Raw genomic sequence first — 16,313 nt, 5'->3', positions numbered from 1 at the left:
ACTAGGCTATAGGTGAGGAGGGAGATGGCGTGACGATCACAGACCTGTCAGACGCCGGCGCTTCAGCGCGCCGTGCCGCCCGTCATGTCACCCTGTTCCTCGACGTCGACGGGGTGCTCAACTCCTACCCCGTCACCGGGCTGCGGTTCCTGCGCGAGCGCCGCCGGAAGGTCCGCGCCTGGCATTACGAACTGCACTTCCGGCCGCGGGTCGTGCGCTTCCTCGACCGGCTCACCCGCCGCCGGCTCGTCGACATCGTGTGGCTGTCGACGTGGTCGCAGCGCTGCCGCACCGAGATCGAGCCGAAGCTCGGATTCCGCTCCAGCTTCGAGGTCATCCCGATGCCCGATGACACCTACAACCGGTTCGCCAACGACCCGCACGAATGGTGGAAGGCCCGCGCCGTCGAGGAGTGGTTCGCCGCCAACGAGGAGGGTCGCGCGATCTGGATCGACGACGACCTCACCGCCCCTGAGACCCGCGCGCACTTCGAGCAGAAGTACGGTTCACGGCTGCTCATGATCGCCCCCGAGTTCGCCCAGGGGCTCCACGAGGACCACTTCTCCCTCATCCGCGACTTCACCTACCGCCGCGCGGTGCCCGCACCGGCACGCCGCACCCTCCTGACCTCGGAGCCGACCGGCGAGCTCGCTGCCGTCCAGGTGCCGGCACCCGGCCTGACGAGCACCGACAGCCTCGCCGGCGACAGCGCCTCGGTCGCCAACGACTTCCCCGCCGGCATCGGCACGACCTACCACGGAAAGGCCTGACATGACGCCCAGCTCCGGAACGCGCACCCGCCCGGTGATCGGGATCATCGACTCCGGGCTCGGGCTCGTCAGCTACGCCGACGCACTCCACCACCAGTACCCGGCCGCCGATCTCGTGCTCGCAATGGACCCGGACTGGATGCCCTACGGGGCGCTCGAACCCGAGGTGGTGGCTGAGCGGGCGCTGCAGTCGGCCAATGCGCTCAGCCCCTGGCAGCCCGATGCGATCGTCGTCGCCTGCAACACCGCCTCCGTCCACGCCCTGGAGCGGCTGCGCGAAGTCTACGAGCCCGGCACCCCGATCATCGGCACGGTGCCGGCGATCAAGTCCGCCGCAGCCACCGGAGAGGACTTCGCCGTCTGGGCGACACGCGCGACGACCCGCTCGGCCTACCAGGAGGGGCTCATCGCCGAGTTCGCCTCCGGCGTCACCGTCCACCAGGTGCCCTGCTACGGCTTAGCCGACGCCATCGACGCCGCCGATGAGGCCCGCATCGACGAGGCGATCGCCGCCGCGGTGGCCGCCACTCCCCCGACCGCCTCGGGAATCGTGCTCGGCTGCACGCACTTCGGGCTCGTCGCCGACCGGATCCTGCAGCAGCGGCCGGGCACCAGCGCCCTGTTCGACTCCCCGCACGCCGTCGCCCGCCAGACCCTCAATCGCCTCGGGCTCGCCCCAGTGACCGACGCCTCGGCGCCGGAGGCCACCGAGACCGGGCGGGTGCTCGCGACCTACATGTCCGGCCGGCGCGCCGGGCTGCCCGACACCTTGGACGCCTACCCGGCGGGAGTGCGGCTGCGCGCCATAGAGAACTGAGCCGTTGCGCAGGTGAGCATCGTCACCGGATTGAGACCGAACGCTGTTGACCGGTGTCCGACCAGCTGGATAACGTCGAAACACTGCTCCAGCGCACGCGCCGGCGACATTCCCACACCGCAGTGGCAGCCGGGCGGCGAGTGCGCGTCCCACCGCTTTGAAAGGCCTCCTCAGTGGGTGTTCTCGACCGCGAAGCCATCGTCGCTTCCCCCAAGTTCAATCGGTGGCTCATCCCCGCCGCGGCCCTCGCCATCCACCTGTGCATCGGCCAGGTGTACGCCTTCTCCGTCTTCAAGTCTCCGCTCATGGACCACTTCGCCGTGCAGGAGGTGGCCGTCGGCTGGATCTTCTCACTGGCGATCCTCATGCTCGGGCTCTCCGCCGCCTTCGGCGGCACCTGGGTGGAGAAGGCGGGGCCGCGCAAGTCGATGGCGCTGGCCGGGCTGTGCTGGGTCACCGGCTTCATCATCGCGACCTTCGGGATCTCGACCGGACAGCTGTGGCTCGTCTACCTCGGCTACGGATTCATCGGCGGGATCGGCCTGGGCATCGGCTACATCTCCCCGGTGTCGACGCTCATCAAATGGTTCCCCGACCGTCCGGGCCTGGCGACCGGCCTGGCGATCATGGGCTTCGGCGGCGGTGCGCTCATCGCCAGCCCGGCCTCAAACGCGCTCATGGCGCACTTCGGCGGCGGGCCCGAGCCCGAGCAGCTCGTCAACGGCATCATCCCGACGTTCATCGCCCTGGCGATCGTCTACGCGCTCGTCATCACCGGCGGTGCCTACTGCATCCGCGTCCCGCACCCGGACTGGAAGCCGGCCGGCTGGGACCCCTCCCAGGTGAAGGAGAAGCCGATGCAGACGACGAAGAACGTCTCGGCGAACTCCGCGATCAGGACTCCGCAGTTCTGGCTGCTGTGGATCGTGCTGTTCACCAACGTCACCGCCGGCATCGGCATCCTGGAGAACGCCGCGCCGATGATCCAGGACTACTTCCCGCAGATCACCGCGGCCGCCGCAGCCGGATTCGTCGGCATGCTGTCGCTGACGAACATGGCCGGCCGGTTCGTGTGGTCGAGCCTGTCGGACTACATCGGGCGCAAGAACATCTACATCCTCTACCTCGGCCTCGGGCTGCTGCTGTACCTGGCGGTCGCGGTCGTCGGCGGCGGTTCGCTGTTCCTGTTCCTCATCGCCACCCTCATCATCCTGTCGTTCTACGGCGGCGGCTTCGCCACCGTCCCGGCGTACCTGCGCGACCTGTTCGGCGTCTACCAGGTCGGCGCGATCCACGGCCGGCTGCTGACCGCGTGGGCGGCAGCCGGCGTTGCCGGTCCGCTCATCGTCAACCTCGTCGTCGAGTCCCAGGCCGCAGCCGGCAAGTCCGGGCAGGATCTCTACAGCCTGTCGCTGTACATCATGGTCGGCGTGCTGGCCATCGGCTTCATCGCCAACGCCCTCGTCCGCCCGGTCGATGCGAAGCACCACGAGTCCGAGGATGTCGTCGCTGCTGCGCAGGACCGGCCGGATCCGGACGCGGTGGCAGCCGAAGAGGCGCGGGCGCATATGCGCGATGAGGACGCGCAGGACGGCGGCTTCCACGCCACCATCGCGGTGGTGCTCGCCGGTGTCGTGTGCGCAGGCCTGCTCTACGGGCTCGTGCAGACAGTCATCAAGGCCGCCGCGCTGTTCTGATCAGGCCCGGCCGGCGCGCACCCAGTCGATGAGGGGAGTCAGCGCGCTTCGGTCGGTCCAGTCGCCGGGCTGTTCACCGGCTTCGACGAGCGCGGCCTCCCACGGCTCGTAGGCGGCCGGATCCTTCTTCGCCACCGAGCGCAGCAGGGTTCGGCACAGCAGCCGGTCGACTGGCGACATGCGGCTGAGGTCCCAGGCTCCGCGGGCGTAGAACAGCGGCAGCTCGGCCAGCGGGCCGCCCAGATTGCGCCTGCGCAGGGCGGCGAGCCCCTCATCGGTGGGCGGGGAGGCACCGACGGCGAGGATCGCCGTGCGAGTGCCGGGCGCCTGCCGGAGTGCGGTGCGCAGAAAGCGCACGCCTGCGATGCCGGTGGCGTAGACGGCACCGCAGTGCACGATCGTGCCGTATTCGGAGAGCCTGCGGGGATCCGCCTGCTGCACATCGGCCAGCTCGAAGCCGACGGTCTCGGCCAGCCAACCGGCGTAGCGTGCCGTGGCTCCGTACTTCGAGCGGTAGACGACGATTCCTCGGCTCATCCCGGGTCCTCATCTCAGGGTGATCCAGCAGCTGTCACCCTCAGTCTAGGGACGTCGGCCGTCCGCCCGTAGAATCACTGGTGAACGCCTGCCGAACCCGGCCGGCAGCACCCCGTGGAGGAGATGACACGATGAGCGCAGGCCAGTCCTACCTCGTCAGCGGCAATCTCGTCGCTGTCATCACCGCCGTGCGCGACGGCGTCCCCTTCGTCCTCACCACCGGCGGCGGCACCACCCTGCCGGCCGGCCCCCTGCAGCGCAGCCACCGCTCGATGCAGGAGGGGATGCGCGCGTGGGTGCTGCGCCAGACCGGCTGCGCGCTCGGCTACATCGAACAGCTCTACACCTTCGCCGACCGCAATCGCGGCTCCGGTCCCGCCCTCGAGGTCTCCTACCTGGGGCTCACGACGATGGAGCCCGGCGCCGAGGCGTGGCGCAGCTGGTATGAGTTCTTCCCCTGGGAAGACCGCCGGGACGGCACGGAGGTCGTCGACGAGATCATCGCGCCTGCGCTCACCCGCTGGGCCGCGGAGGCGACTGACGAGGATGCGGGCCGGGAGGGTCGCCGGGTCCGCTGTGAGGCGGCCTTCGGGCTGGCTGGCCGGCCGTGGCATCCGGATATGGCGCTGGCCCGCTATGAGCTGCTCTACGAAGCCGGTCTCGTTCCCGAGGCTGGCGCCGAGGATAGGGTGCCGGGCCGGGCGATGACCCCGCATCATCGGCGGATCCTCGCCAGCGGAATCGCCCGGCTGCGCTCGAAGATCCAGTATCAGCCGGTGATCTTCGAACTCCTCCCGGAGACCTTCACGCTCACCGGGCTGCAGACCGCTGTCGAGGCGATCGCCGGCCAGGAGCTGCACACGCAGAACTTCCGCAGGCTCGTCGCCCAGCAGCAGCTCGTCGAGGACTCCGGCCAGGTCGCCTCCAGCACGGGCGGCCGGCCGGCCAAGCTCGTCCGGTTCCGCCGCAGCGTCCTCGATGAGCGCGCCGCGGCCGGCACCAAGCTGCCGATCCCCCGCGCGAAGTGACACCTGCTCTCACCAGCCGGTTTGCTCCCCCGCCCCTTTATGCTCATACTGAGCATAATAGTATCCGGCAGCCCGAGTGAAGGAGCCGCATGCCGACCGTGACGATTGACACCGAAGCCCTGTACCAGCGCGTCGACTCCGTCATCCCCCGCATCGAGTGGGCGACGATGGAGGACGACATCGCCGCCATCTGGCGGCTCAAAGCCGAACGCAACGCCGTCATCCTCGCCCACAACTACCAGACCCCGGAGATCTTCCACGGGGTTGCCGATATCGTCGGCGACTCCCTGGCGCTGGCCCGCGAGGCCGTGAGAGTCGATGCCGATGTCATCGTGCTCGCCGGCGTGCACTTCATGGCCGAGACCGCCAAGCTGCTGAATCCGGAGAAGACCGTTCTCGTCCCCGACCTGCGCGCCGGCTGCTCGCTGGCCGAATCGATCACGGCAGCCGACGTCCGCCAGCTCAAGGCGGACAATCCCGGCGTTCCGGTCGTCACCTATGTCAACACCTCGGCGGCGGTGAAGGCAGAATCGGACATCTGCTGCACCTCGGGCAATGCGAAAGCGGTCATCGAGTCCCTGGGCACCGACCGGGTCATCATGATCCCGGATGAGCATCTGGCGGCGAACATCGCCCGCGACGCAGGCGTCGAGGTCATCACGTGGCCGGGCCGCTGCGAGGTCCACGACCGGTTCACCGCAGCCGACATCGAACAGGTCCGGCGCGACCACGAGGGCGTGCTCGTCATGGCCCATCCGGAGTGCCCGCCCGACGTCGTGGCCGCCAGCGACATGGCCGGTTCGACCGCGCAGATGCTCGCCCACGTCGCGCATCAGCGGCCGAAGCGGGTCGCGCTCATCACCGAATGCTCGATGAGCGACAACATCGCCGCTGAGATCCGCGACGTCGAGATGATCCGGCCGTGCAATCTGTGCCCGCACATGAAGCGCAACTCGCTGGCCAACATCCGGGCCGCGCTCGAGGGCATGCAGCACGAGGTGACGATCGACCCCGACGTCGCAGACCGCGCCCGCGCCGCCGTCGACCGGATGCTGGCGATCTCATGACCGGTGAGCTGGCCGCGCTGCCGAAGATCATGTTCGAAGACCTCGTCCGTCAGGCGCTGTCAGAGGACTTCGGCCGCGCAGGCGACCTGACGACGATGGCGACGGTGCCTGCCGGGATGCGGGCGAGCGCTGTCCTTGCCGCCCGCCAGCCTGGGACGGTCGCCGGTCTCGACCTGGCCGGCCTCGCCTTCGAACTGCTCGACCCCACCGCCGAGGTGGTGGTCTCGAAAGGCGACGGCTGCCGGGTGGCTGCTGGCGAGGAGATCGCCACGATCACCGCCGATGCCCGCGCGCTGCTGAGCGGTGAACGGGTGGCGCTGAACTTCCTCGGGCATCTGTCGGGGATCGCCACTGCCACGGCGACGCTCGTCGATGCGGTCGCCGGGAGGTGTGCTGTCACCTGCACGCGGAAGACGACGCCGGGACTGCGGGCGGTTGAGAAGTACGCGGTGCGCTGCGGCGGCGGAGTGAACCACCGCACCGGGCTCGACGATGCGGTCCTCATCAAGGACAACCACATCGCCTTGGCCGGCGGCGTGACGGCCGCGGTCGAGCAGGTGCTCGCCCAGGTCGGTCATCTCGTCGCCATTGAGGTCGAAGTCGACACCCTCGATCAGCTGCGTGAGCTGCTGGAGATTTCCGCTGGGGTTGACGCGGTGCTGCTGGACAATATGGATCCGCCCACGCTGCGTGAGGCGGTCGCACTCATCGACGGTCGTCTGACGGCCGAGGCCTCGGGGAGGATCACTGTCGAGACGGCACCGGCGATCGCTGAGACCGGCGTCGATCTCATCTCCGCCGGATGGCTGACCCACTCGGCGGCCGTGCTCGACATCGGGCTCGACATTCAGGTGTGAGGCGCTATCGACGTTGAGTACCACATCGAGCGTCCTCGATAGTGCAGTCAGCGGTGGTGTGCTTGCAGTTCGACCTCGAAACCGTCGTCGTTGATGAGGTAGGCAGCGTAGGTGTGCTCACCACCGGCGTGCGGGTGCTCTTCAGCGAACATGAGCGTCCACCCGTGTTCGGCAGCTGATGTGGTGATCGCGTCGACAGCGGTCGGGGCGCCTGCGTGGAAGGCAAGGTGGTTGAGGCCCGGCCGCAGCCGGTCGTGGGAGAGCCCACGCATGGCTGGTGACTGTTCGATGACGATGTACACGTCTCGGCACTGCCAGCTCCGGCCGTATTCCCACTGCTGGTAGTCGCGATATCCCAGCTGCGTGAGCAGCCATCCCCATTGCCGGGCGGCACGTTCCAAATCGGGAACCCACAGCTCGATGTGGTGGATGCTGCCGGCGGGCGAGGACATCACCGCCGCCCGTCCTTCAGTCGCAGCTCGTGGGAGTAGGCGTTGAAGGTGGTGCCGCGGTTGAAGCCGATGACGGTGACGCCGAGTTCTCGCCCGAGGTCGACGGCGAGTGCTGACGGGGCCGAGACTGCCGAGAGCATCGGGATCCCAGCCATTGCGGCCTTCTGCACGAGTTCGAAGGAGGCCCGGCCCGAGACCTGCAGGACAGCCCGGTCAGCCGGCATCAGCTTCTGCTCAAGTGCCCAGCCGAGGACCTTGTCGACGGCGTTGTGCCGGCCGACGTCCTCCCGCAGGACCAGCAGCTCCGGTTCCCTGCCAGCCGTGAACAGCCCGGCCGCATGCACTCCGCCGGTGGCATCGAACAGACACTGGTGCGACCGCAGGAGCTCGGGCAGGGCGAGCACTGCGGTTGGGCTGATGAACCCGGGTTCGGGGGCGGTGACAGGGTAGGCGGATTCCTTGCGGACGGCTTCGATCGAGGCGGTGCCGCAGATGCCGCACGCGCTCGACGTGTAGACCTGGCGGGCGCCGTAGTTCTCGCGGTCCCACACGCCGGACTGCAGGCGGACGGCGGCGACGTTGTAGTTGCGGCTGCCATCGGGGTCGAGTCCGGAGGCGAAGTCGATCTCGACGATGTCGGCCATCGACGTGATGACGCCCTCGCTCAGCAGGAAGCCGGCGACGAGCTCGACGTCGTCGCCGGGGGTGCGCATGGTGACGGTGAACTGCTCGCCGTCGAGGCGGACTTCCAGCGGCTCCTCACCGGCGAGTGCGTCGGCGCGGGCGCGGACCTCACCGGAGGCGTTGAAGCGGTGGACGCGAGAGCGGACGACCCGGCGCATCACAGCCCCTCGTCGAGGTGCTTGTACCAGGCGTCGATCCCGCCGATGAGGTGCTTGACCTGGGCGCCGGAGTGCAGAAGGACGCGGGCGGCGGCCTGGGAGCGGGCGCCGGACTTGCAGTACAGCACCACCTCGGCGTCAGAGGACTTCGCCTCGTCGATGAGTTCAGCGACCGCCTCGCTGCCGGCGGGAGGCTTCTGGGTGAACTCGCCGACCGGGATGAGGCGGGCACCGGGGATGATCCCGGTCTCGGTCTCATAGGGTTCGCGCACATCGACGAGCACGAGCGGACGTCCCTGCACTTCGAGCGCATCGACCTCCTCCTGCAGCTGGGCGCAGTTGAGCGCGGGCACGAGGTCGAAACCCACCTCGGCGGCGGTGGCCGGGCGGCGCACGGCCGGGTTGGCGCGCAGCGGCAGCCGCTCCCAGCCGGCAGTGCGCATGTCGTAGATGAGCACGGTGCCGATGAGCGGCTGACCGAAGTCGAGGATGAGCTTGAGCGCCTCACCGGCCTGGGCGACGCCGAGGATGCCGGGGACCACGCCGAGCACCCCGGCCTCCGCGCAGCTGGGGATCGCCCCAGGTGCCGGCTGGCTCGGCAGCAGGTCGCGGTAGACGGGACCGCGGGAGGCATGGAAGACGCTCAACTGCCCGCCGGTCGTCAGCACCGAGGCCCACACGTGCGGGATGTCGGCGACCGTGGCGGCATCGGAGACGAGGTAGCGGGTGTCGAAGTTGTCCGCCCCGTCGATGACGATGTCGTAGCCGCCGATGATCTCGTACGCGTTGCCGGCGTCGAGGCGGATCGGGTGCATCTCGACGGTGACATTGGGATTGAGCGCATTGACGGTCGCGGCAGCCGAGACGGTCTTCTCGACGCCGACGTCGGCGGTGGTGTGGAGGATCTGCCGGTGCAGGTTCGACAGCTCCACCTCATCGTCATCGACGATGCCGATCGTGCCGACCCCGGCGGCAGCGAGATACAGGGCTGCCGGCGAGCCGAGCCCACCGGCACCGATGATGAGCACGCGCGCCCGGCCGAGCGCATGCTGGCCGGCGACCCCGACGCCGGGAACGGTGATCTGCCGCGCATAGCGGGGGTGGCTCATGAGCCGATCCCCACCCAATCGTGGTCGCCGGTCGCGTAGTGCTGCTGCTTCCAGATCGGCACCTCGGCCTTGATCCGGTCGACGAGCTCGGCGCAGCAGGCGAACGCCTCGCGCCGGTGAGCAGCGGCGACCGCGACGACGAGCGCGTCCTCGCCGACGGCGAGGCTGCCGATCCGGTGGGCGGCCCAGATCCGCACCCCACCGGACTCAGCGGCGAACTCCTCGGCGACGGCCGCGCAGGTGGCGGCGAGGATCTCGCCGGCCTGCGGGTGGGCGGTGTAGTCGAGGCCGGTGACGTCGTCGCGGCCGGAGTCGTGGTTGCGGATGACCCCGCGGAAGCTCGCGACCGCACCCATCTGCGGGCTCAGCACCGCCGCGGCGGCGTCGGGGTCGAGCGGGTCCTCGGTGATGGAGGTCTGGATGACGCCGGTTGCCGGTCCCGAGGCGGGGGCCGGCTGGCGTGGGTGGCGGTGGGAGTCGTCGTGGTCGCGGACGTCTGCGAGCTGTGCCTGCAGGTGGTGGAGGACGGAGTCGAGGACGGTGATGCCGTCGCGCACCCCGCCGGGTGAGCCGGGCAGATTGCAGATGAAGGTCTGCCCGCACAGCCCCGCCCTCCCGCGGCTCATCATCGCCTCGTCGAGCTTCTGCAGACCGTAGGCCCACAGCGCGTGCATGATGCCAGGGGTCGGTCGGTCGATGAACTCAGCCGTCGCCTCGGGGGTGGTGTCGTCGCTGTTGGTGCCGGTCCCGCCGGTGGTGAAGATGAACCGCGGGCGCTCGCCTGCCGGCAGGTCGGCGAGCAGGCGCTGCAGTGCGGTGCGCACCGGGTCGCCGTCGGCGACGACGATCGGCTCGGGCACCCGGTAGCCGTGGCCGGTGAGCCAGTCGGTCAGCAGCGGCCCGGTCGTATCGGCAGCCCTGCCCTCGGCGGCGGCGGTCGAGACGACGATGACGGCAGCCCAGTCACCGGCCCCGAAGTCCGGCTTGCGCTTGACGCGGCGGCCGGGCTGGAAGGCGAACGCATCAGCCCTGCTCATACGCTGTCCCCTCCTCATCAGCTGCGCGGTGGTAGTCGCCGCTCTTGCCGCCGGTCTTGGTCACGACGCGCGTGATGGTGATCTCGGCGGCCTTGTCGAGGGCCTTGATCATGTCGTAGACGGTCAGTGCCGCGACCGAGGCGGCGGTCAGCGCCTCCATCTCCACCCCGGTCACAGCAGTGGTCTTGACGCGGGTGCGGATGTGGACGCCGGCCGGCAGCCGGGTGAAGTCGACGGTGACCCCGCTGATGGGCAGCGGGTGGCACAGCGGCACGAGCTCGGGGGTCTTCTTCGCCGCCATGATCCCGGCGACCCTCGCGACGGCGAGCACATCGCCCTTCGGGGCGGTGCCGGCGAAGATCTGCTCGACGACGTCGGCGGTGGTGGTGACGACCGCCTCGGCGGTGGCGCTGCGGGCGGTCACCGGCTTAGCCGACACGTCGACCATATGGGCGGTGCCGTCGGCGCGGACATGGCTGAGCTCACTCACCGTGGGCCTCCTCAAGCGGCAGAATCTGGACGGTGGATCCGGCTGGGACGACCTCGTCACCAGCGGGGATGCGGATGAGTGCGGTGGCCTGTGCGGCCGCGGCGAGCAGGTGGGAGCTGGTGCCGGAGAAGGCGGCCGCGGTGACGTGGCCGGTGTCGTCGGTGTGCCAGGTGCCGCGCCGGATCTGCTCGCGGCGGGCCAAGGGGGTGACGTCCTCGCTCAGTGCGGCCGGCTGCCAGCGGTGGGCCGACGTGCACCGGTATGCTTCGGCGAGCGCTGGCCGCAGGAACATCTCGGCTGACACCCAGGTGCTCACGGGGTTGCCGGGGAAGCAGATGATGACCGCGCCCGAGGTGTGGGTTCCGAGTCCCTGCGGGCCGCCGGGCTGCATGGTCACCGAGCCGAAGGCGGCGCAGCCTTCGAGTGCCTGGCGGATGACTTCGTAGCGGCCGGCGCTGATCCCGCCGGAGGTGATGATGAGGTCGGGGGCGTGGGCGGCGAGGTCGGCTTCGAGGACGGCGGCGAAGTCGGCGACGGTGTCGGAGATGAGCCGGGAGGCGGCCACGGCCACACCGTTGCGGTCCAGCCAGGCGGCGAGCATCGTGAGGTTCGCGTCGTACAGTGCGCCCGGGGGCAGCGGGGTGGTGCCCGGGGCTGTCACTTCGTCACCGCCGGTGTAGATGACGGCCCGCGGCCTGGCGTGGACTGCCACCTCGGTCTGCCCGAGTGCGGCGATGGTGCCGAGCCCTGGGACGGTCAGCCGCGTGCCGGCGGCCAGCAGCAGGTCCCCGGTGCGGGCGTCGGAGCCGATGGGACGCACGAATGTCCCAGCTGACACCTCGGGCACGGTGATCTGACCGGCCCTCACGGCGGCGTCGAAGCTCGTCGCGTCGGTGTCTTCGATCGGGATGATCGCATCGGCCCCGGCGGGGATCGGGGCGCCGGTCATGATCGGGGCGGCCTGAGCTTCCGGCAGCGGGTCGGGCCAGTGGCCGGCCGGGATCATCGGAGCCAGCGGCAGGGTGGCAGGCGTGTCGGCTGCGCAGACGGCGAAGCCGTCCATCTGGGAGTTATCGAAACCGGGCAGGTCGCGGTTGGCGGTGACATCAGCGGCGAGCACCCGGCCGGCGGCTGCCGCCAGCGGCAGGGTTTCGGTGCGCACGCGCTCCCCACCGTCGGTGCGCGCGCTGGCCTGGGCGGCCACCGCCTCGGCGACGGCACGGATGTGGGCGGTGATCGAGCGTGCGCCCGTCGCCGGCCAGCCGTCTGCACTCGTGGTCATGGACTCAAGCCTAGTGCCCGAAGCTCCACGCCCGGTGGATGCCGTGGGCCTTCCCAGCTGAGACACACGCGCCGTTGCTAGACTCGATGCATGTCTGTTGAGCTGGGACTTCCCACCGTCAGGCCCACTGCCGGCAGCGTCGCCGCGTCGCTGGCCCGCCGGGCCGCCGATGCCCCTGCCTCCGGGCCGCTGCTCGATCAGTTCGGCCGGGCCGGCACCGACCTGCGCGTGTCCCTGACAGACAAATGCAATCTGCGCTGCACCTACTGCATGCCTGCTGAGGGCATGAACTGGATGCCGCAGGAGAGCCTGCTCACCGCCGCCGAGGTGGTGCGTCTTGTGCGCATCGCCGTGCGCGACCTCGGGGTCACCCAGCTGCGGCTGACCGGCGGCGAACCGCTCATCCGGCCCGACCTGGAGGCGATCATCGCCGGCATCCGCGCCGAACACGCCGCGCTGCCGATCGCCATCACCACCAACGGCATCGGCTTAGCCGCCCGCGCAGCGAAGCTCGCCGAAGCCGGGCTGTCGCGGCTCAACATCTCCCTCGACACGATCGACGCAGACACCTACGCGAAGCTGGCCCGCCGTGACCGGCTCACCCAGGTGCTCGACGGCATCGATGCGGCCCAGGCCGCCGGGCTGTCACCGGCGAAGATCAACGCGGTGCTCATGCGCGGGGTCAACGACGACCAGGCCGCAGAGCTGCTCGACTTCGCACTCGCCCGCGGGCTGGAGCTGCGGTTCATCGAGCAGATGCCGCTCGACGGCGACCACGGCTGGACGCGGGCGAACATGGTCACCGCCGAGGAGATCCGCACCCAGCTGAGCGCACACTGGGATCTCATCGCCGACGACATCCCGCGCGCCGGCGCCCCAGCGCAGCGGTGGCGGGTCTACCCGCACGCAACCACCGCCTCGGGCACGGTTGGGGAACCACTGGGCCGGGTGGGGATCATCGCCTCGGTGACCGAGCCGTTCTGCAGTGACTGCACGCGCACCCGCATCACCGCCGAGGGCAAGATCCGCTCGTGCCTGTTCTCGCATGAGGAGTTCGACCTCTCGCTGCTGCTGCGCTCGGATGCCGATGACGCCGCCGTCGGGCAGGCGTGGCGGCAGGCGATGTGGCTCAAGCCGCGCGCCCACGGGATGGGCCGGCCGGGCCTCGACAGCGATGAGTACGTGCAGCCGGAGCGCTCGATGAGCGCGATCGGAGGGTGAGGATGGATCAGCAGCACACCGCGCCCGAGGCGGGGGACGGCTGGGAGGTCACCGTCCGGTACTTCGCCGCCGCCCGGGCTGCCGCCGGTGGGATCGCCGAGGAGCAGGTGCCGCTGGCTGAGCCGGTGAGCGAGGCGCAGCTCTTCGAGCTGCTGGCCGAACGGCACCCGGATCCGCCGGCTGGGGAGCCGGCACTCAAGACGGTGCTGGCGGAGAGCTCGAGCTTCGTCGACGGGTTCGTCGTGCTCGAGGGAACGCTCATCAACCCTGGTCAGCGGGTCGATGTGTTGCCGCCGTTTGCCGGCGGGTGACTGCTGAACGGAAGGAAATCAGCCACGCAACAGCACAGGAGAGAGTGCACAGGACCGAGCCGATGAGATCGGCTCCACCAGCGCCGATATTCGGCCCGCCGCCAGTCAGGTTCTGTTTGAGGAAGATGGCTCCGGCTGTGCACTGAAGGCCTGCAGCCAGTGTGAAGAGGATGGCGGTCAGCCACCGTCCCTCTTTCGAGATCGGCGCCCGAACCACAGCGATCATGCCGCACAGCCAGGCGGCACTCGCCGCAGACAGCTGCACGAGAATCAGCGGGTTCCCGTACAGGAGATCACACCAGGCGGAGACTGCGACCACGGCGAAGAACACACCTGCGAGGGCGGAACTGAATGCCGCGATGGGGGAATGCACGTTCATTTTCCGCTCCAGTTTTTCGTCTCCCTCACAGTAGGACAGATCCCTCCAGCTGCACGCGCCTGCATGATGGGGCCGCGCGTCGATGTGCTGCCGCCGTTCGCTGGCGGGTGAGGGGTCACGGATGTTGCCTGCGGCGGCGGAGAACCATCTGGGCGCGGGCGATCGCGGCGACCAGGACGGCCACGGCGCACATTCCTGAACCTGCAGGATAGAGGAAGCCCGCCCCGATGTTCGTCCCACCCACCAGTCGTGAGGTTCGCCCTGATGAGGATACCCGCTGCCAGCACTGACGTCGCTCCGACGCGGGTCTCAGTCTGCCGGAGACCGGCGCCGGCGCGCTCGCGCATCGCCGTTCACCCACCAGAGGAACAGAAGCATGACCACGATGATCGCGTCATCGCGCAGGTCGGCCAGCGCTGTGCTCCGGGTCGCTGCGATGGCGGCTGCCCCGAGAACCCAGGCGACGGGCATGATCGCGCCGAGCCACCAGGGGTTGCGGCGCGTGAGACAGACGTGGATGACGACCGCACCAACGCCCACGACGATGGCGAGGCCGATGCCGAGTGGGGATGGAGAGTCGAAGGTGCCGAGCATGCGCCGAGTCTATGCGGAGTTTCAGCGTGGGGCGGTAGCTCTGGCTGCGGCTGCGGCCAGATCGGACAGCTGCGCGAGTTCAGTGCGGGCTTCCGGCGGGTCGGTGATGGTGAAGGGCACGTCGAGGCTGAGCAGGTGGAGCAGCAGCCACCGCAGACTCCCGGTGCCGGCGCCGATGCTCACGCGGCAGCGGGCATCATCGATCGGTTCGACGGTGCCGGACCGGCCCGGAAACCTCTCGGAGATCTCGGCAGCAGGCGCCTCGACGACTGCGGTGACCATGACCGCGTAGACCGCGGCCGTCACCTGCTGGCGGACGAACGCGACCGGGTCGGTCGCCGCTGGTGCACTGCTGCGCGGAGTGAAGCCGAAGGTCGTCTGATGGACCTCGGTGATGCGGTCGAGCCGGTAGGTCCGCCAGCCGTCGACCGGCTGCCCGGTGTCAGCCGGGGCGGTGTCGTGCCGGTGGGCGACGAGGTACCAGTGGCTGCCGAAGACGACGAGTGCATAGGGTTCGACGCGGCGCATCACGGTGGTCTCGCCTCGGGCGTGGCGGATGTCGGCGAGGCATCCGGCGGCGATGGCGCGGGCGAGCCCGGCGATCCTGGCCAGCGGCACCTGAGGCTCATTGCCGGCAGCCGCGTGGATCGCGGTTGCGGCCCGGTCGACTTCGGCGGCCAGCGGGCCGGGCAGCACTGCTGCGAGTTTGGCCGCTGCCGTGCCGACAGCCCCGGCCTGTTCGTGCACGCCGAGGCTGGTGAGTGAGCGCAGCGCCAGTGCCAGAGCGAAGGCCTCATCGGCGGTGTACTGCAGCGGCGGGAGCACCACTCCCCCAGGACTGACGTACCCGCCACCGGGCCCACGTGCGGCGTCGATGCGATAGCCGTGCTCGCGCAGATAGGCGATATCACGGCGGACCGAACGCTCAGACGTGTGTAGCCGAGCGGCCAATTCGGCACTCGTGAGCGCCCGGCCGCTGGCCAGCAGGCCGAGCAGCTCGAGCGTGTGCTCATCCGTCCGCCGGGACATACCAGCAAGCCTAATGCTGATGCGGTCAGAAAATGTCCGGATCCAGCGTCATGCTGGCACCACCTGACCGGCAGGGCCCGCCGCAACCGCAGCGCAGCCCTGGGGCGCACGGCCCTCCGGCCAGGTCAGAGACAAGGAGTTCTCATGCCCTTCTTCACGCCCTCCGTCACCGACGAACGCGACGCCCTCATCACCGTCGCCCAGCAGCAGACACGCCAGCTGCGCAGCACCGCATGGAACCTCAGCTGGGAGCAGGCATGCGCGACCCCGCTGCCGAGCCGCCTGTCGATCGCAGGACTGCTCGCCCACGGCGCGCAGGTCATCCACGGCTGGCTGACCGCCGCACGACGCGCCCCAGCGCTCATCGCCGACAGCGAGTACCCGCAGATCGGCGCGCAGATCGGCCTGTCGATGATGCACACCGGAGCCGAGGTGCCGGCTGAGCCGGATCTGCAGCGGCTGCTGGGCATCGTCGACGGGCGCATCGATGAGATCGCCGAGGTCGTCTCCGAGCTCGATCTCGACGCCCGCGTGCCGAATCCGCACCCGGCCTATCTGCCTGACGTCGACTCATTCAGCAACCGCTGGGTGATCCACCACATCATCACCGAGATCGCCCGGCACGCCGGGCACGCCGATCTCATCCGTGAGGCGATCGACGGCAGGATCGCCTACGAGCTGAACTTCTACGCCGACGGCGGCACCGTCGAGCAGTGGCAGCAGCAGGCGGCACAATGGGGGCTGCCCGGCTGAGGCGCTGGCCGGGATCATGTGCGGCCGGCCGGGGTCATGTG

Annotated in this window: 19 protein-coding genes; 9 read left to right on the top strand and 10 right to left on the bottom strand. The window is 69.6% G+C overall.

All coding sequences use genetic code 11. From position 1 onward, the window contains the following. The first annotated feature begins 29 nt into the window (after positions 1 to 29). The 3 genes from H9634_RS07675 (at position 30) to H9634_RS07665 (ending at position 3,284) form a co-directional block, all read left to right on the top strand. A complete protein-coding gene (locus H9634_RS07675; protein ID WP_318245038.1) occupies positions 30 to 770 on the top strand; it encodes an HAD domain-containing protein in 741 nt (246 codons plus the stop codon). Between the two features lies 1 nt (position 771). Continuing rightward, on the top strand, positions 772 to 1,587 hold the full coding sequence (locus tag H9634_RS07670; RefSeq protein WP_191726116.1) for a glutamate racemase: 816 nt from the start codon (positions 772 to 774) through the stop codon (positions 1,585 to 1,587). 173 nt (positions 1,588 to 1,760) lie between these two features. Then, entirely contained in the window at positions 1,761 to 3,284 is a 1,524-nt protein-coding gene (locus tag H9634_RS07665; RefSeq protein ID WP_191726115.1) for an L-lactate MFS transporter, read from the top strand. On the opposite strand, the gene H9634_RS07660 is transcribed toward H9634_RS07665, so the two are convergent. Next, positions 3,285 to 3,821: a flavodoxin domain-containing protein gene (locus H9634_RS07660; RefSeq protein WP_191726114.1), complete on the bottom strand. Its 537-nt coding sequence runs from the start codon at positions 3,819 to 3,821 to the stop codon at positions 3,285 to 3,287. It lies immediately after the preceding gene. A gap of 131 nt (positions 3,822 to 3,952) precedes the next feature. Here H9634_RS07660 and H9634_RS07655 point away from each other — a divergent pair, with 131 nt between their 5' ends. From H9634_RS07655 to nadC, 3 genes are all read left to right on the top strand, one after another. Continuing rightward, on the top strand, positions 3,953 to 4,849 hold the full coding sequence (locus H9634_RS07655; protein WP_191726113.1) for an NUDIX hydrolase: 897 nt from the start codon (positions 3,953 to 3,955) through the stop codon (positions 4,847 to 4,849). 89 nt (positions 4,850 to 4,938) lie between these two features. Next, positions 4,939 to 5,916 carry a quinolinate synthase NadA gene (gene nadA, locus H9634_RS07650; RefSeq protein ID WP_191726112.1) on the top strand — a complete coding sequence of 326 codons (978 nt, stop codon included), beginning with the start codon at positions 4,939 to 4,941 and terminating at the stop codon, positions 5,914 to 5,916. Beyond that, positions 5,913 to 6,773, top strand: coding sequence for a carboxylating nicotinate-nucleotide diphosphorylase (gene nadC, locus H9634_RS07645; protein ID WP_191726111.1), 861 nt, complete (start codon positions 5,913 to 5,915; stop codon positions 6,771 to 6,773). The genes nadA and nadC overlap by 4 nt, the downstream gene beginning before the upstream one ends. 47 nt (positions 6,774 to 6,820) lie before the next feature. On the opposite strand, the gene H9634_RS07640 is transcribed toward nadC, so the two are convergent. Genes H9634_RS07640 through H9634_RS07615 form a run of 6 tightly spaced genes read right to left on the bottom strand, consistent with a single transcriptional unit; the run spans position 6,821 to position 11,985 of the window. Then, entirely contained in the window at positions 6,821 to 7,225 is a 405-nt protein-coding gene (locus H9634_RS07640; protein ID WP_191726110.1) for a VOC family protein, read from the bottom strand. Beyond that, positions 7,225 to 8,067 carry a formate dehydrogenase accessory sulfurtransferase FdhD gene (gene fdhD / locus H9634_RS07635; protein ID WP_191726109.1) on the bottom strand — a complete coding sequence of 281 codons (843 nt, stop codon included), beginning with the start codon at positions 8,065 to 8,067 and terminating at the stop codon, positions 7,225 to 7,227. Before fdhD ends, H9634_RS07640 begins: the two co-directional genes overlap by 1 nt. After that, complete coding sequence (locus H9634_RS07630) at positions 8,067 to 9,176, bottom strand: ThiF family adenylyltransferase (RefSeq protein WP_191726108.1); 1,110 nt, start codon at positions 9,174 to 9,176, stop codon at positions 8,067 to 8,069. The genes fdhD and H9634_RS07630 overlap by 1 nt, the downstream gene beginning before the upstream one ends. Continuing rightward, complete coding sequence (locus H9634_RS07625; RefSeq protein ID WP_191726107.1) at positions 9,173 to 10,213, bottom strand: molybdenum cofactor biosynthesis protein MoaE; 1,041 nt, start codon at positions 10,211 to 10,213, stop codon at positions 9,173 to 9,175. Before H9634_RS07625 ends, H9634_RS07630 begins: the two co-directional genes overlap by 4 nt. Continuing rightward, on the bottom strand, positions 10,200 to 10,703 hold the full coding sequence (gene moaC / locus H9634_RS07620; RefSeq protein ID WP_191726106.1) for a cyclic pyranopterin monophosphate synthase MoaC: 504 nt from the start codon (positions 10,701 to 10,703) through the stop codon (positions 10,200 to 10,202). The genes H9634_RS07625 and moaC overlap by 14 nt, the downstream gene beginning before the upstream one ends. After that, positions 10,696 to 11,985, bottom strand: a complete 1,290-nt coding sequence (locus tag H9634_RS07615; protein ID WP_191726105.1) for a molybdopterin molybdotransferase MoeA — start codon at positions 11,983 to 11,985, stop codon at positions 10,696 to 10,698. The genes moaC and H9634_RS07615 overlap by 8 nt, the downstream gene beginning before the upstream one ends. Before the next feature lie 90 nt (positions 11,986 to 12,075). Between H9634_RS07615 and moaA the strand changes: the two genes are divergently transcribed. Further along, positions 12,076 to 13,206 carry a GTP 3',8-cyclase MoaA gene (moaA, locus tag H9634_RS07610; RefSeq protein WP_191726104.1) on the top strand — a complete coding sequence of 377 codons (1,131 nt, stop codon included), beginning with the start codon at positions 12,076 to 12,078 and terminating at the stop codon, positions 13,204 to 13,206. 2 nt (positions 13,207 to 13,208) lie between these two features. Then, on the top strand, positions 13,209 to 13,517 hold the full coding sequence (locus tag H9634_RS07605) for a MoaD/ThiS family protein (protein ID WP_191726103.1): 309 nt from the start codon (positions 13,209 to 13,211) through the stop codon (positions 13,515 to 13,517). On the opposite strand, the gene H9634_RS07600 is transcribed toward H9634_RS07605, so the two are convergent. The 3 genes from H9634_RS07600 to H9634_RS07590 form a co-directional block, all read right to left on the bottom strand. Further along, complete coding sequence (locus tag H9634_RS07600) at positions 13,468 to 13,896, bottom strand: hypothetical protein (RefSeq protein WP_191726102.1); 429 nt, start codon at positions 13,894 to 13,896, stop codon at positions 13,468 to 13,470. The two genes, H9634_RS07605 and H9634_RS07600, sit on opposite strands and share 50 nt — an antisense overlap. 309 nt (positions 13,897 to 14,205) lie before the next feature. Then, complete coding sequence (locus H9634_RS07595; protein WP_191726101.1) at positions 14,206 to 14,490, bottom strand: hypothetical protein; 285 nt, start codon at positions 14,488 to 14,490, stop codon at positions 14,206 to 14,208. 21 nt (positions 14,491 to 14,511) lie between these two features. Continuing rightward, positions 14,512 to 15,519: a helix-turn-helix transcriptional regulator gene (locus H9634_RS07590; protein WP_191726100.1), complete on the bottom strand. Its 1,008-nt coding sequence runs from the start codon at positions 15,517 to 15,519 to the stop codon at positions 14,512 to 14,514. 144 nt (positions 15,520 to 15,663) lie between these two features. Between H9634_RS07590 and H9634_RS07585 the strand changes: the two genes are divergently transcribed. Next, positions 15,664 to 16,272, top strand: coding sequence for a mycothiol transferase (locus H9634_RS07585; RefSeq protein WP_191726099.1), 609 nt, complete (start codon positions 15,664 to 15,666; stop codon positions 16,270 to 16,272). The last annotated feature ends 41 nt before the right edge of the window (positions 16,273 to 16,313 follow it).

Source organism: Brevibacterium gallinarum (assembly GCF_014836885.1).
Taxonomy (GTDB): Bacteria; Actinomycetota; Actinomycetes; order Actinomycetales; family Brevibacteriaceae; genus Brevibacterium; species Brevibacterium gallinarum.
The sequence above is the reverse complement of the archived record's forward strand: the minus strand, read 5'-3'. Positions and strand labels throughout refer to the sequence as shown.